General features: G+C 47.2%; 13 protein-coding genes. 4 read left to right on the plus strand and 9 right to left on the minus strand.

Features of this window, described 5'->3' with window-relative positions; translation table 11 throughout:
* Positions 1-76: 76 nt before the first annotated feature.
* The 4 genes from rmuC to H8S84_RS01545 form a co-directional block, all read right to left on the minus strand.
* Entirely contained in the window at positions 77-1,420 is a 1,344-nt protein-coding gene (gene rmuC / locus H8S84_RS01530; protein ID WP_187065514.1) for a DNA recombination protein RmuC, read from the minus strand.
* A gap of 208 nt (positions 1,421-1,628) precedes the next feature.
* Positions 1,629-2,825 carry a DUF1501 domain-containing protein gene (locus H8S84_RS01535; RefSeq protein WP_187065515.1) on the minus strand — a complete coding sequence of 399 codons (1,197 nt, stop codon included), beginning with the start codon at positions 2,823-2,825 and terminating at the stop codon, positions 1,629-1,631.
* 19 nt (positions 2,826-2,844) lie between these two features.
* Entirely contained in the window at positions 2,845-4,257 is a 1,413-nt protein-coding gene (locus tag H8S84_RS01540) for a DUF1800 domain-containing protein (protein WP_187065516.1), read from the minus strand.
* A 179-nt stretch (positions 4,258-4,436) separates the two neighbouring features.
* Positions 4,437-5,051: a hypothetical protein gene (locus tag H8S84_RS01545; RefSeq protein ID WP_187065517.1), complete on the minus strand. Its 615-nt coding sequence runs from the start codon at positions 5,049-5,051 to the stop codon at positions 4,437-4,439.
* Positions 5,052-5,270: 219 nt separating this feature from the next.
* On the opposite strand from H8S84_RS01545, the gene H8S84_RS01550 reads away from it, so the two are divergent.
* Genes H8S84_RS01550 through H8S84_RS01560 form a run of 3 tightly spaced genes read left to right on the plus strand, consistent with a single transcriptional unit; the run spans position 5,271 to position 6,816 of the window.
* Positions 5,271-5,819: an RNA polymerase sigma factor gene (locus H8S84_RS01550; protein WP_187065518.1), complete on the plus strand. Its 549-nt coding sequence runs from the start codon at positions 5,271-5,273 to the stop codon at positions 5,817-5,819.
* Positions 5,816-6,352, plus strand: a complete 537-nt coding sequence (locus H8S84_RS01555; protein ID WP_187065519.1) for a hypothetical protein — start codon at positions 5,816-5,818, stop codon at positions 6,350-6,352. The genes H8S84_RS01550 and H8S84_RS01555 overlap by 4 nt, the downstream gene beginning before the upstream one ends.
* Positions 6,352-6,816: a hypothetical protein gene (locus tag H8S84_RS01560; protein WP_187065520.1), complete on the plus strand. Its 465-nt coding sequence runs from the start codon at positions 6,352-6,354 to the stop codon at positions 6,814-6,816. The genes H8S84_RS01555 and H8S84_RS01560 overlap by 1 nt, the downstream gene beginning before the upstream one ends.
* Before the next feature lie 225 nt (positions 6,817-7,041).
* Here H8S84_RS01560 and H8S84_RS01565 read toward each other — a convergent pair whose 3' ends face one another.
* From H8S84_RS01565 to H8S84_RS01575, 3 genes are all read right to left on the minus strand, one after another.
* Entirely contained in the window at positions 7,042-8,037 is a 996-nt protein-coding gene (locus tag H8S84_RS01565) for a zinc dependent phospholipase C family protein (RefSeq protein WP_187065521.1), read from the minus strand.
* A 91-nt stretch (positions 8,038-8,128) separates the two neighbouring features.
* Positions 8,129-8,968 carry a histidine phosphatase family protein gene (locus H8S84_RS01570; RefSeq protein WP_187065522.1) on the minus strand — a complete coding sequence of 280 codons (840 nt, stop codon included), beginning with the start codon at positions 8,966-8,968 and terminating at the stop codon, positions 8,129-8,131.
* 111 nt (positions 8,969-9,079) lie between these two features.
* A complete protein-coding gene (locus H8S84_RS01575) occupies positions 9,080-10,459 on the minus strand; it encodes a DEAD/DEAH box helicase (protein WP_187065523.1) in 1,380 nt (459 codons plus the stop codon).
* 130 nt (positions 10,460-10,589) lie between these two features.
* On the opposite strand from H8S84_RS01575, the gene H8S84_RS01580 reads away from it, so the two are divergent.
* Complete coding sequence (locus H8S84_RS01580; RefSeq protein WP_187065524.1) at positions 10,590-11,696, plus strand: AI-2E family transporter; 1,107 nt, start codon at positions 10,590-10,592, stop codon at positions 11,694-11,696.
* A gap of 65 nt (positions 11,697-11,761) precedes the next feature.
* Here H8S84_RS01580 and H8S84_RS01585 read toward each other — a convergent pair whose 3' ends face one another.
* Entirely contained in the window at positions 11,762-12,523 is a 762-nt protein-coding gene (locus H8S84_RS01585; RefSeq protein WP_187065525.1) for a hypothetical protein, read from the minus strand.
* A 63-nt stretch (positions 12,524-12,586) separates the two neighbouring features.
* Positions 12,587-13,537: a helix-turn-helix domain-containing protein gene (locus tag H8S84_RS01590; RefSeq protein WP_187065526.1), complete on the minus strand. Its 951-nt coding sequence runs from the start codon at positions 13,535-13,537 to the stop codon at positions 12,587-12,589.
* Between the last annotated feature and the right edge of the window lie 8 nt (positions 13,538-13,545).

A 13,545-nucleotide genomic window follows, 5' to 3' on the forward strand; every position in this document is an offset into this window, starting at 1 on the left:
TCTTATTGCAGATTAAAAATCTACACCCCGAAAGGAGGTGTTATTCCACCTGCCAGCACTTTAGAAACCGTAATATCTATACTTCAGAATTTGGCCCTTCTATACTTTCTGGCAGCTGCGCTTCCTGCAATATGCTGTCATCAATGGTCTTGCTGGTTTTGGCACCTAACTCCCTCAGAATTTCTACCCTTCGCACAAGATTTCCTTTACCCTCGGTTAGCTTGTTCATGGCAGCGTTGTAGGAGCTTTGGCTGTGTTCCAGGTGCTTCCCGATCGTTTTCAGGTCTTCCACAAAACCTACAAACTTATCGTACAGCTTACCGCTTTCTTCGGCTATCTTAATCACGTTTCGCTTCTGGTCTTCCTGGCGCCACACGCCGGCAACGGTTCGCAGTGTAGCCAGCAGGGTAGAGGTGCTTACCAGTACGATGTTGCGTTCAAAGGCATCGGTAAATAAGTCGTGGTCGTGCTGCAAGGCAAGGCTAAAGGCTGGCTCTAGCGGAATGTACATCATCACGAAATCCGGCGAGTTAATGCCATTCAAACGATGGTAGTCTTTGCGGCCCAGATCTGTGAAGTGTGTGCGGATGGACGTGATGTGGCTACGTAGGTATACTTCCTGCTGATCATCGTCTTCGCAGCTGCAATATGCCTCATAAGCGACTAGGGATAGCTTGGAGTCGATGATCAGGTGTTTACCTTCCGGCAGGTGCACGATCACGTCGGGACGGTATACTTTCTTTTCATCGTTCTGGCGCACTTCCTCACGCTCGTAATGCAGGCCTCTGCGCAAACCGGACTTCTCCAGCAGGTTCTCCAGCAGGTATTCTCCCCAGTTACCCTGTGTCTTATTTTCACCTTTCAGGGCACGGGTCAGGTTTAGTGCGTCCTGGCTCATTTGCTGGTTGAGTGATGCCAATTGTGTGATCTGCTCTTTCAGTGAAACGCTGTCTTTCAAGGTTTTCTCATACGTCTGATCAACCTTTGCTTCAAATTCTTTGATGCGGTCTTTAAGCGGAGACAGGATGCGTTCAAGGTTCTCAGAAGAGGCTTTGTTGAAGTGCTCGGCATTGGTCATCAGCACCTGATTAGAGATGCTCTGGAACTGCTGCAAAAATTTTTCGCGGAGCTGCTCGAGTTCTTTGTTCTGCTCCTGCAGGCGCTTGTTCAGATGCTCGTAGTCAGTTTCGGTTTTGGTGAGGGCGTTGGTTAGTTCCAGCGTTTCCGTCTGAGCTTCGCGCAGCAGTGCTTTCAGTTGTTCTGCTTCCTCAGCTTTCTGTTTCGCTTGCGCCTCCAGCACCCCCTGCGATACGGCCGCTTTGTTAGCCGCATCCTGCAACGTACTCATCTTACTCCTCAGCGCCAGAAAGGCTACTACCAGTCCTCCTAAAAATGCAGCTATACCTACGATCATCTCCATAAGGTAAAGGTAAAGGAATTTAGCAATCGCAGCAATGATTTTGCTAATGAAATTAGTTAAAGGTGCTTTAAATAGACTTTATAGTAAGTATGGAGATGACCTATCGAGTAAAATCTAAGTGCGGTTTGCCTAAAAGCAAAAGTACCGGACTTTTGATCCGGTACAGTAAGAAAACAGCTAAGTAAAATGAAGTCGGTTTGTATTGTTGTTATACCAGCCCTCCCAAAGGTTTGATATTGCTGGTAAGTATAGCATTTGCATCTGTTTGCAGCCACTGCTGTAATAAAGCCGCGTAAATCGTTCTAAAGTCTATGCTATACTTCAGGTCTCCGGCATCGAGGTCCAGCAAATCAGGACCCTCGTTAAAGATGCCCGGCGTGCGTAGCTTATTGCCAATCAGGTACACGTTATTGGCGGTGCCGTGGTCGGTGCCGTTGCTGGCGTTTTGCTGCACCCTGCGCCCAAACTCCGAAAATATCATGATCAGCGTGTCGTCGAACATTTGCTGCTGCTGCAGGTCCTGTACAAAGCTACAAACGCCCTCGGATAACTCCTCCAGTAGCCTGGCCTGCTGGTTTGCCTGCTGCACATGGGTATCGAAGCCGGAAAGCGAAGCATAGTACACCCGTGCCTCTACATCTGATGTGATCAGTTCTGCAATTGTTTTCAGGTTGCGGGCAAACGCACCATTCGGGTACTCCTGCTTTGAGCGGTATTTTTTTACCTTCTCCTGCAGGTAAGCAGCAGATTGCTGTGTTTCTGCGAGGGTTTTGTAAAGGTAGCTCACGCTGTGGTGCTCATGTTCTTCCTGGTGCGAATGGGTAACACTTTTTAGGAATGGGTCTTGTGTCGCCTGGTAAAATCGCTGGATATTCTCTACGGCAATGCCTTTATACTTTTCGCCTTTTAGCGCCAGGCTAAGCATATCATCTACCTCTATGGCAGCTTTGTTTGATTGGCATACATCCATGTAGCGGCCAAGCCAGCCGGTGCTCAGGTACTCATTGGAGGCGCTGCCCGTGTGCCAGATATCCATGGAGCGAAAGTGGGAGCGGTCCGGATCTGGGTAGCCTACATTGTTTAAGATAGTGAGTTTACCCTGATCGTATAGTTGCCGGAATTTATCTAAAGCCGGGTTAAAGCCAAGCCCTTTGTCAAGGGGTAGTACTTTTTGCGCAGGTATTGCCAGCGAAGGACGTGATTTAAAGTATAAGTCGTTCTGGTAGGGGATAAGCGTGTTCAATCCGTCGTTTCCGCCGCTTAGCTGTATTACCACCAGTCGTTTTCCGCTGGACTTGCTAAGCAACTCCAGGCCCTGCCTGTCTAGGCCGTGCAGGAAATTCGGGACCAGCAGCATACCCGATGCCAGTGTAGAAAGTTTTAAAAAATCTCTTCTTGATGCCATGTGTCTGAAAGTATAAAGCCTAGCAAAGTTGATATTCAGGCAAAGAAAGCAGGCGTTGCGCCAAGTAATGTATCTGCTCTGATTTAGAGGACGAGGAAGCCATACCTTGTTTCAGGATTTGCAACGTGTGCGGCTGGAGCGGCACCTGTAGCAAAAAGCTGCTCAGTTGCTCAGGTAGCTCGCTTGTATCAACCTTCGCCATTTGCTGCTCAATGAGGCTAATATTTGCCTTTGCACGAGCTATGCGCAATCCGTCTGCTCTGCGGGCAATGGGTTTTGCCGGCTCCTGGTCATCGTTTGGTTTCAGGGCTACCTCTATGCCTGCATCCTGCAGTACTGCCGGGCCGATGCGCAACCTGAAGGCAAGCGTAGAGCTGTCTATCCAGCTTTGGCCACCTGCCCAGCCACTCACATTTGGTGGCTGAAACAACTCCTGTCCCAAAGCACGCTGCAACACCAGTACACTCCTGTCATCGGAATAGCTAACATCGAACATGCGTTGTAAACCTGCCAGCAGCTCAACCGGTGATTTAATGCGTGCTCCCATCACTTCCGGAGTATAAAACCAATTGGCTGTAAAGATCTGCTCCAGTAGTCCGGCTATGTTATAGTTTAATTTATAGAAGTAACTGCTCAGTTCCTTGATGCGCTGAGGGTGAGGGGTGTCGCTTACAAAAAACAAGTATAACTTAGTGGTAAGGTAGTTGGCAGTTCTGGGATCCTGAAGTATAATACGCAGAATATCTTCCCCATTAAAGTTTCCGGTCTGGCCCATAAATGTTTTGGGTCCGAAATCGTGCTGACGCTCACGGAACACATACTCCCCCTCGGCATTGTAGCCCCAACCTGTAAACGCACGTGCAGCCTCTTTGATGTCCTGCTCTGTATAATTGCCGCGGCCTATCGTAAACAACTCCAAGACTTCGCGGGCAAAGTTCTCGTTGGGGCGCTGTTTGCGGTTCTGCTGGTTGTTTAGGAACTGCAGCATGGCTGGGTCCTTGGCCACTGCCGTCAGCAGGTCAGAAAAACTACCCAAGGCATGTTTGCGCAGCGTGTTGTTCTGTAACTGAAGCAACTGCGGAGCCTGTAACCGACAGGCAAAATGGCCGTGCCAGAATAAGGTCATCTTCTCTCGTAGCTGCGCCTCTGAGGTTACCATCTGGTTTAGCCACGACCTGTTCAGTTGCATAAGCGCCTGCCTTCTTTCCTGTAGTTGTTTTCTGCGCTGCTCCGGGCCTAGATCTTTTGCACGCATGCCATCAACAGGAGCAGGCATGGGTACTTGCAGAAATTCCGTTTTTTCGGATGCTTTAAACAACTGCTTTACTGCCTGCTTTATGTTTCTGGCACTTTCTGCTGTGGCAGGTGTAGGGCCGAAGCCTGCGCGCCAGCTCAAATGCCTTAGCTGTTGCGGGAAGGGGATAGCTTTCATGTAGATGAGCTTAAGTTTGTCGAGACTTTGTTACTGCCTGCCAGTACTATCAAATTATAGTATGGTCAGGAGAAAATTTAGCCGGAACAGGCTATTATATATGCAACAGTTTGTTCCGGCTAAAGGTAATAGTATAGCTTGGAATTAAATGGCACCTTCAAGTATAAATGCTAGGTACACTACAAGTGCTTTTTCCAGTGCGTCCATTTTGCGAGCTGCTCTGGCCCTAGTATCGATTCAATTTTGGCAAATAGGCTCGCACGGCATTTGTGCATGATCTGTAGGTGCACCTGTCTGTCGTGGTGCTTTTTGATCTCTTCTTGTAGTCTTTCGCGTAGAACGCTCAATCTGCGTTCTAGTTCCTGCTTGCTTATACTTCCTGCTTTATAGGCACTAATGTGCTCTTCCCGGATCGCATTGGCTTTCTTTAATAGCTCCTCGTGGTACTGCTGTACTCTGCTGCGGTGCGCTGCCACACACTCTTCGTGCTGGGCAACAAATTTCTGCACAGCAGCACGTTGCCTTTCCGTCAGGTTTAACCTTTTCAGGATGTAAGTGAGCTTGTGCGTTTCTGGTTGTTTGTCGGTGTGGGATGCGCTGAAGGCAGTGCTTTCAGAGGCGTCCGTAATAATAGGGTTCTCCATCCCGTTCACATCCGTAATCTGGAACTTCTGGTCGTCAAAGGCCAACACAGCCTCTTCCATTTCAGGGCCCACGTCGTCTTTCTGGCAACCCGACAAGGTAATCAGTGCAGCGCATGCCATGGCCGCAAAGGATAGTTTAATTTTTCTCATGGGTTTTGTTTTAAAGTTAGAACAGTGTATTTGCCCTTATGAGAAAAGAAATGGAGAAAAGTTAAATCAAAAAGGATAAAATATTTTATTTTTATATATAACAGCTTCTTTCTTACCTGTTTGACACCTGAAGCAAAAGTTTTTTAACGCCTGTTTTTAACCTTTGCAGCTTTGCTGTTTCTAAAGTATATGATCTGGAATTAAATGCACCCTTATTGAATGATAGCGACGACAGACGAAGAGATTTTGTCGATGTTTCGTGAGCAGAGCACTAAAAGCAAAGGATTCACCTTGTTGATGAACAAATACAATGAACGGATCTATTGGCATATACGGCGCCTGGTCGTGTCTCACGACGATGCGCAGGACGTTTTGCAGGAAACCTTTATTAATGTTTACAACGGGCTTGATGGCTTTGCCGGGGATAGTAAACTCTACACCTGGCTCTACAAAATAGCCACTAACGAGTGTCTCAGGCTGTTCAGGACGAAGAAGAAGTTTCTTACGTCTTACGACGAGATAAATGATAAACTGATAAACCAGCTTCACGACAGCAGCAACACAGATGCCGATGCGATCCTGGTAAAGTTTCAGGAGGCTATACTAAGGCTGCCGGAAAAGCAACAGCTGGTATTTAACATGCGCTACTACGATGACCTGAGTTACGAAGAGATAAGCCAGGTACTAAACAGCTCGGTGGCTACGCTTAAAACAAACTATCACTACGCCAGTGGTAAGATCAAAGAATTTATGCTGAACAACTCATGAAAGAAGATTTCAATTTTGATAAAGTAGGAAAACGCATGCCTTACAAGGTGCCATCCGACTATTTTGATAAGGTAACGGAGCAAACTTTGGCAGAGGCAGAGCGCAGAAAAAGTGCTTCGAAGAAGCCGTCGTTTACTTTTTGGAGCACTATGGCCGTTGCGGCAAGTTTAGCTATACTTCTAACGGTTGGTTATTTTGTATACACAGGTAAAACAGCCAATGACCAGATTGTAGCGGTCACGGAACAAAAGAGCCAGCAGCCGCATCCTGAAACAACAGAAAAATCGGCAAGCGTAGCAGCAGCAGCAGAACCAGAAGCTGCACCTGTTAGAGCACCTTCTGAAGATCAGGCAATGGCAGCTACTACACAGGCACCGGCCAACGCATCGAAAACAAAGCCGCAGCAGTTGGCTAAAGTAGAAAAGCCAGAGACACTAGACGATGTGCTGGCCAATATCTCCGACGAGGAGTTGATGTTGCTGGCCGCCGTAGCCGAAACAGATTTAAATGTATACGAACAGACTTTTGAATAATGAACAAGCTTATATTAAGTATTTTAGTTAGTGCGCTTACCATACTTTGCTTTGCAGGACAGGCCCAGGATTTAAGCAGAAACCCAAAGCTGCAGGAACGGATAACACAAGCAAAGCTGGTGGAGATAAAGAATGCCATGGCGCTAAGTGATGCCAAATTGAAAGAGTTAGCCCCGATTTATAGACGCTACGAAGGGGAGAAGAACGAAATTCATTTCCCTAGGCAGGGCAGGCTGCTGCGCACAAACCCGGACAGCCTTAGTACAGAAGAAGCGGACAAACTGATTACAGCCCATTTGGATAATGCTGTCAAGATCAGCAACATCAGGAGGAAGTATTACAATGAATTTAAAACAGTGCTGACACCGCAGCAGGTTATACAGTTATACAGGTCGGAGGCGCAGCTGAACAAGAAGGTAATGCAGGAGCTGAGAAGGCGCATGCGGGAGAGAGCAAACCAGTAACAGTAGTCTACTAACGAAAACGGGTATACTTGCAAAAGCAGGTATACCCGTTTTTTATTTGTGCCATTTAGAACAGCGTGAGAGATCTCTATAGAATTCTTTTGGACTAGTTCCTCTCACGCTGTTCGAGATGACAGCCTATTTAGTTTGTTATTAACAGATTAAAAGAAGAAGGGCTATACTTACAAAAGCGAGTATAGCCCTTCTTTTTTGATTAGCTTAAGCTTAGCTGTTGGCTTTCTTTTGCAGGGCCAGCACGCGTTTCTCCTGGAAAAGTGTGTTTTTCTTCCACGACTTCTTCTCCTGCTTCAATGCCTTCTTCTGGTCTTTCGAAAGCTTGGAGGCCATCAGTTTATCCAGGTCAGGTTTACCGCCATCTACCCAGCAAGTATACCAGAAGTTAGATACCACCTCTGCTGAGGACTGCATGCGTTGCGCCACCGTTGGGCCCAGCAACTCGGCATACTTCTTCGCAAAATCATCAGAGTAATACTGTCTTTTTCTGCCGTTGCGTTCTACTGTTACATACTTTGTTTCCGGAGTAAATGATTTGGTGGCTTCACGCTCCAACTCCAACACACCAGGGAAAAGCTTGTGCGAGGCACGAACAACTTCCCAGATAGCAGTTTCAGTGTCTTTTAAGTAAACAGCTCTCTTGTTCTGCAGCTTGTACATCTCCGCGTGCATCTCCGGTACTTTAGACTCCCAAAGGCTGTGAAGACCATGCTGGTTTGTCAGTTGGCCATCGTAGTTAAGGGTGGTGTGCAGTGGTACGTGAGCATCAGCAATATAATGGCCAAGGTCAGCGGCATAGAAAAGTATACTGTCAGCGTTTTGCTGCCTGAATGCGTTTGTAAGACGTTCTTTCATCACCATAACATGCCACGGCACAATGCCATACTTTTTAAGTGTATCTACTGGGTATTTTTCAGCAGCTGCTTTCCAAGATTGTGGCATCGTGTAAACAGCATCTACGCCATACACATCTACATCAATAAAATGACGCGGTGCTTCCTCAGGGTCGTTATTGCGGCGTTCGTCGGGGCGAACAGACTTCTGCACCAGGTAGTCCTGGTTCTGATAGAAGAATCCCTGCATTTGTTTTGGCAATCCGTAGATGGACAACTGGTGTACCACCTTGTGGCCGAAAAATCCCCAGCCGTAGGAGAGTAAGCTGCATGCTACAAAAGCAACTACAAGCAATGATATCTTTTTGCGCATTTTGTTAAGATAAATCCGGGGCAAAGGTATGAATAGTGTTCAATTATCTCTCAGAATTTGTTCTGATAGAGTGAAATTTAACACACATTTATTATTGCCCGGCATTAAGTGCAATGTGTTCTTTATCGTCTTTTTTGTTCTCGTCCAGCTTTACAAGGATAGTGGTGCCAAAATAGCCATTGCCACCGTCGCGCACTACGCGCCATCCCATTTTTTCAAGATCTTCTTTTATGTAGCGGTTAAGAAAACCATGTGCCACCAGCACAGCTTTGGAATTTTCTTCTGTGGCATCTGCCAGACGCTTTGCTGCATTATGAGCACGTGCTTTTGCTTCTGAAAAACTTTCTATACCATCACGGTCAATACCTAAAATCCATTTCACACGGGCAGCTGCAGTCCATACTTTTATAGGCATGCGCATCTTAGGAGAGAACTTACCCAGTGTAGTTTCGAACTCTCTAAACTCAGGGGAAACCGTAATGACACTATCGTTCCCGAACAAATAATTGGCGGTAGCCTTTGCCCGGTTGATGGAGCTGCAGAAGATAGAAACTTCTTCTGGTTTCTGAACAGTCAGGAACGGCTTATCTGGCCTGATGATTCCAACGCTATCGTAGTTGATCAAAAACTTGCGGGCTTCGTCGTAAGAAAATTTACCGTTCTTTTCCAGGTCTGGCTCTCCATGACGGATCAGGGCGATCTGGCGAAGGTTACTATAATCTTCTACCACAGCATCTTCTGGTTGTATAAAACGGGTATGCTGTGCAACAGGCGTTCCGTTTACTTTTACAAACTCAGCATTGGTGCTTAGCTCTCTGTACTTAGCAGCAATTTTATCAATTACCAACTCAGTACCTTTTTTATGCTGTGCAACAGATGGGGTAGCGAAAATTAAAAGATAAACCCCAAGAACAGAAAAAAGCTTCTTCATAAATAAACAAATTAAAGAGGAGACACAGCCCCGGTTTATTAAGTTTGATTAACTATGAAAAGCAAATAATTTGCCACACTTTAGTCTGGCTACTAATTAGTTAAATAAATTTTAATGCACTAAATTCACCTTATACTTTCTGCCTTTAATCTTGCCTTCGCTTAGTTTGGCGGCTATACTTTTGCTTTGATTTTCCGGTACTGCCACGTAGCTCATGCGATCCTGTATTTCTATTTTACCTATCTGATCCGCTTTTAAACCGGCTTCTGCTATTAAAGCGCCAACAATGTCGCGCGGACTGATCCTGTCTTTGCGGCCTCCGCCAATATGGAGCGTAGCAAAGGCTTGTTGGGAAGAGGGGGCAGTTTCAATTGTTTTGGCCGTTAAAGTTTCTGCTGTTAACCACTCATCCATACGCACCTGTTCCCAGTCGCGCAGCTGTTTCTCGTCGCGGGGTGTAGCCAGGGTATAAACGGTGCCGCTTTTGCCGGCACGGCCGGTGCGGCCGCTGCGGTGCAGGTAAGCAGCAGCATCTATAGGCAATTCATAATGGATGATGTTCTGCAGTTTATCTATGTCCAGGCCACGGGCAGCTACGTCTGTGGCTACCAATACCTGCGTGGTGCCGTTGCGGAATAGGGTCATGGCCTTATCCCTGTCTTTTTGCTCCATGCCGCCGTGCAGGGCTCTTGCCACAATTCCTTCTGCCTGCAGCTGCGCCGAAAGCTCGTCGGCTGCGATGCGGGTGTTCGTGAACACCACCGTTCCTACCGGGTTTATACTTTGCAGCAGTTGCCTTACCGTTTCTTTGCGCTTATCATGCTCTACTTTAATACCCACCAATTTCACCTTATCCGGGATGGCGTTGGCAGAGGCCTTTACAAACTGTGGGCTTTTAAGTGAGTTGGCTATCAGCTCTTTCACATCATCAGGCATGGTGGCCGAGAAAAGAATGGTCTGGCGCTTGCGCGGCAGGTTGTTCAAGATCTGGTCCAGCTCTTCTTCAAAGCCCATTTCCAGCAGCTTATCAGCCTCATCTAAAACAACTTGCTTTACCTGGCTTACATCCAGGGTTCTGCGGTTTAAATGGTCGGTAAGACGGCCGGGGGTGCCTACCAGCAGCTGTGGCGGATGCGCCAGCGAAGCACGTTCCTGCGAGAACGAGTGGCCCCCGTAAAAGGCACTGATCTTTAGTTGGCCAATCTGTTTTCCGTATTGCTTCAGCTCCTGCCTTACCTGCACAGCTAGCTCGCGGGTTGGCACGATAACCAGGGCCTGTACCTGCTGCAGCTCAGGGTTTATACTTTGCAGCAGGGGCAAACCAAACGCAGCTGTTTTACCGCTTCCGGTTTCTGCCTGGCCAGCCACATCCTGCCCCTGCAACAGCAGCGGGATAGCGCTTTCCTGTATAGGAGTAGGGGTAGTATAATTCAGTTCCTGCAGGCTTTGCAGCAATGTAGGGTGCAGGTTCAGGTCTTTAAAAGTGGGCATGGCAAATGTATAATTTTAGCAAAGGTACGTTTTCCTGGGGCAATGCTTTTAATTATTACTAAAACGGCTGCCACTGCTATTTCAGGTCATGTATAAAACTATATATACCTGAACTGCAGTATGCAGTAGTATGGAGAACAAGTATAGTACCCATAAGGAAATAACCATCTGGCTTCTGTTCGGCATTTTGCTGGTATACGTACTGGTGGCCGCGCGGGAGTTTCTGTACCCGATCTTTATCGCGATCCTGTTTGCTTACCTTCTGTACCCTGTCGAGAGCAGGCTGGAGAAGTGGGGACTGCCCCGGCTGCTGGCTAATTTTATTACTGTTATCCTGGCTATGGCATTCTTTGTTGGGATCATTGTTTTGTTGTACCATCAGCTTTCGGTGTTCATCGGCGACTTCCCGACGATGCAGGAAAACGTGTTAAGCAACCTTGACCGGCTGCAGCATGCGCTGGATAAGAAGTTGGGAGATAAGAGCCCCCGGAATGAGCATTGGCTGCGTCAACAGGTAGTGAGCGGCCTGGAGCTGAGCGGAAGCTTCCTGAAAGAGTTGCTTTCGGCTACCACCAACACCCTTGTCAAGTTCGGTCTGATGCCTGTGTATGTTTTTCTGGCCCTGTACTACCGCAATAAGATCGAAAGCTTCATTTATCGCCTTACACCTTCATCCGGCCACTCAAAAGCCAGGCGAATAATAGAGGATGTTTCTACTGTTACCAAGCATTACATGGCCGGTGTGGTTAGCGTTATTCTGATACTTTGCGTCATCAACTCCACAGGGCTGCTTTTGATTGGTGTACAGTATGCTATTCTGCTGGGCATCCTATCCGCCTTCATGAACTTTATTCCATACTTCGGAACGCTGATCGGCGGTGCTATTCCGTTGCTGTATACGTTTGTTGTGCAGGGAGACCTCAACAAAACGCTAGCTGTGCTGGGCTTTTTCCTGGTCGTGCAGTTCACAGAAAACAATATACTCACCCCAAACATAACCGGGAATAAAGTGAACATCAATCCTATGTTTACCATACTTAGCATTATAGTAGGAGGGATGATCTGGGGGTTGCCGGGGATGTTTGTGGCTGTGCCTTATTTAGGGATGTTTAAAATTTACTGCGACCACACTCCTGAGCTAAAGCCCTGGTCTTTTATGCTGGGCACAGAAGGAACGGAAGAACATGCCCTGACTATTGGAAAAATAAAAACGGCACTTGGTTTGGGGAAGAAGTAAGGAAATTAAGATAGCCAGTACACCCTTATGATGATTTAAGTATACTGGCTATCCCAATGCCATGACTATACTGCTAGCGAAGGATTTACTGTCGCAGCAGGCGCTGTGCTTCCCATCAACAGCTTACGAAGTGAGAAGAAATGCAGACCATATGCCAGCGGCACTAGTACCAGTGGCAGGAATGAAATTGGGAAAACCGTTACCAGTGTATTTGCTGGTTCATTCATAAAAGTACGGAACGGAACCGGAGCAGAAAGAAGCGCAATTGCAACGATGTTGATCAGTAGTGCCATACCGAACAGGTTCCAGGCAATTGCCAATCCGCGTAAATTGCGGCCTTGCCCAAAGCAGATGTAAGCAAAAATTGGTGCCGTTATACCTGTCAGCACATCCCAGTTCAGCCCTTCAAACGTCATCTGCACTGGTGTAAGGCCATCCAGAAACTGCAGCCACAGAAAAACCTCCACCGGAATACGGAATACCTGCAGGTACATGAGCCATGATGCTGGGATAGCCTGTATAAACTTCCTCGTTTGTGAGCTGAATGTAAGCCAAAGTATAGCGATCAGGGGCAATGGCAAAAAAAGCATAAGTTTGGGTGGCATTGTAGAGAAATCAGCTAGAAAACCGGTAAGCGAAAGTATACTTACCAGCACCAGCCAGCCTACAATTATTAGTGTGATGGTGGTTATTCGCTTGCTAGTCACGTCCGCAGGCAGGCCCATGCGCAAAAAGGTTTTACGCACTCCAATCAGCACCAACGCCAGACAGATAGCAGTAAGGGCTATGTAACCGGCTTGAACAAAAGGTAAATAGGTAGTTTCCATAGGTTTATCTTATACTTTGTACAAAGATAGTGAGCCAGTTAAGAAGCTGTTTAACAAAAATTGCTATTTTGATTTCTGTCGAAAAACAGCAGGGGAACATCCTGTATATTTTGTAAAGGCACGGCTGAAAGACACGATCTCCGGAAACCCGCAAATGGTGCCAACCTCGCCAACGCTTAAATTAGTTTTACGCAAGAGCCGCTGGCTGCGCTGTAGCCGCTGGCCAAGTATAAACTGGTGCGGAGTGGAGCGGTAAATGCTGGTAAAGGTGCGAAGGAAATGAAATTTAGACATACAAGCCATACTTGCCAACTCATCTAAGGTGCATTGTTCCGAAGGGTTAGAAAGTATAAAATCGGTAGCCAGAGATATACGCTTGTGCAACTCCGCCCTCGTACTCTGCTTTGCCTGTGGTATGCGGCTAGCAGCCTGCAGCAGCTCCCGTTTTTGCCCTGCCAGCGCCTGAAACAGCAGTACCAGGTGCTCGTCCAGCTGCAGTTTGGTGTAGTTGGGGTTCTGTGAAAGAGAGTAAAGTTTTGCCAGGGCAGCATTTATACTTTGATTCCTGGTCTGCAGCAGGTTCGGAAACTCTGCCAGTGTTGTATATTGGCTATATTCCGGGCTATCCAGTTGTTGCAGGTCGGTGCTGGCACAGGAGTAAGTATATTCTTCCCACACGTCCTGGCCCAGGTGCAGGTTAAATGTTTCTATTGGCGTGCTGCTATCAATATCTAGGGTATAATACTGGGCTTTGTTCGTGATGATAAAGCTGTCTTCAGAAACAGTTACACGTCTGGAGCCAACCTGCACCGAAGAGCTGCCACTGATGTTTGTGAAGATGGAGAAAGGGCCTTTCAGATCGGGGCGGTGACAAAAGGTGGAAGTGGCATTCATGATCACAACAGGCCACCCTTCTCTCACAAACTTGTTTGCCTGCCCGTTAATCGGTTCCCGGAAAGCTTTCTCGGTCTGCTGCTTTAGCCAGGTGTAATCCGGAAACTCCTTATGGAACATAGTTTTAT

Source organism: Pontibacter cellulosilyticus, assembly GCF_014306105.1.
Lineage (GTDB): Bacteria > Bacteroidota > Bacteroidia > Cytophagales > Hymenobacteraceae > Pontibacter > Pontibacter cellulosilyticus.

Coding starts and splice junctions, on each gene's coding strand:
- H8S84_RS01560 (WP_187065520.1), top strand. CDS start 6,352: ATGAACAAGCTTATATTAAGTATTTTAGTTAGTGCGCTTACCATACTT.
- H8S84_RS01545 (WP_187065517.1), bottom strand. CDS start 5,051: ATGAGAAAAATTAAACTATCCTTTGCGGCCATGGCATGCGCTGCACTG.
- H8S84_RS01585 (WP_187065525.1), bottom strand. CDS start 12,523: ATGGAAACTACCTATTTACCTTTTGTTCAAGCCGGTTACATAGCCCTT.
- H8S84_RS01535 (WP_187065515.1), bottom strand. CDS start 2,825: ATGGCATCAAGAAGAGATTTTTTAAAACTTTCTACACTGGCATCGGGT.
- H8S84_RS01540 (WP_187065516.1), bottom strand. CDS start 4,257: ATGAAAGCTATCCCCTTCCCGCAACAGCTAAGGCATTTGAGCTGGCGC.
- H8S84_RS01590 (WP_187065526.1), bottom strand. CDS start 13,537: ATGTTCCATAAGGAGTTTCCGGATTACACCTGGCTAAAGCAGCAGACC.
- H8S84_RS01565 (WP_187065521.1), bottom strand. CDS start 8,037: ATGCGCAAAAAGATATCATTGCTTGTAGTTGCTTTTGTAGCATGCAGC.
- H8S84_RS01575 (WP_187065523.1), bottom strand. CDS start 10,459: ATGCCCACTTTTAAAGACCTGAACCTGCACCCTACATTGCTGCAAAGC.
- H8S84_RS01555 (WP_187065519.1), top strand. CDS start 5,816: ATGAAAGAAGATTTCAATTTTGATAAAGTAGGAAAACGCATGCCTTAC.
- H8S84_RS01570 (WP_187065522.1), bottom strand. CDS start 8,968: ATGAAGAAGCTTTTTTCTGTTCTTGGGGTTTATCTTTTAATTTTCGCT.
- H8S84_RS01550 (WP_187065518.1), top strand. CDS start 5,271: ATGATAGCGACGACAGACGAAGAGATTTTGTCGATGTTTCGTGAGCAG.
- H8S84_RS01580 (WP_187065524.1), top strand. CDS start 10,590: ATGGAGAACAAGTATAGTACCCATAAGGAAATAACCATCTGGCTTCTG.
- rmuC (WP_187065514.1), bottom strand. CDS start 1,420: ATGGAGATGATCGTAGGTATAGCTGCATTTTTAGGAGGACTGGTAGTA.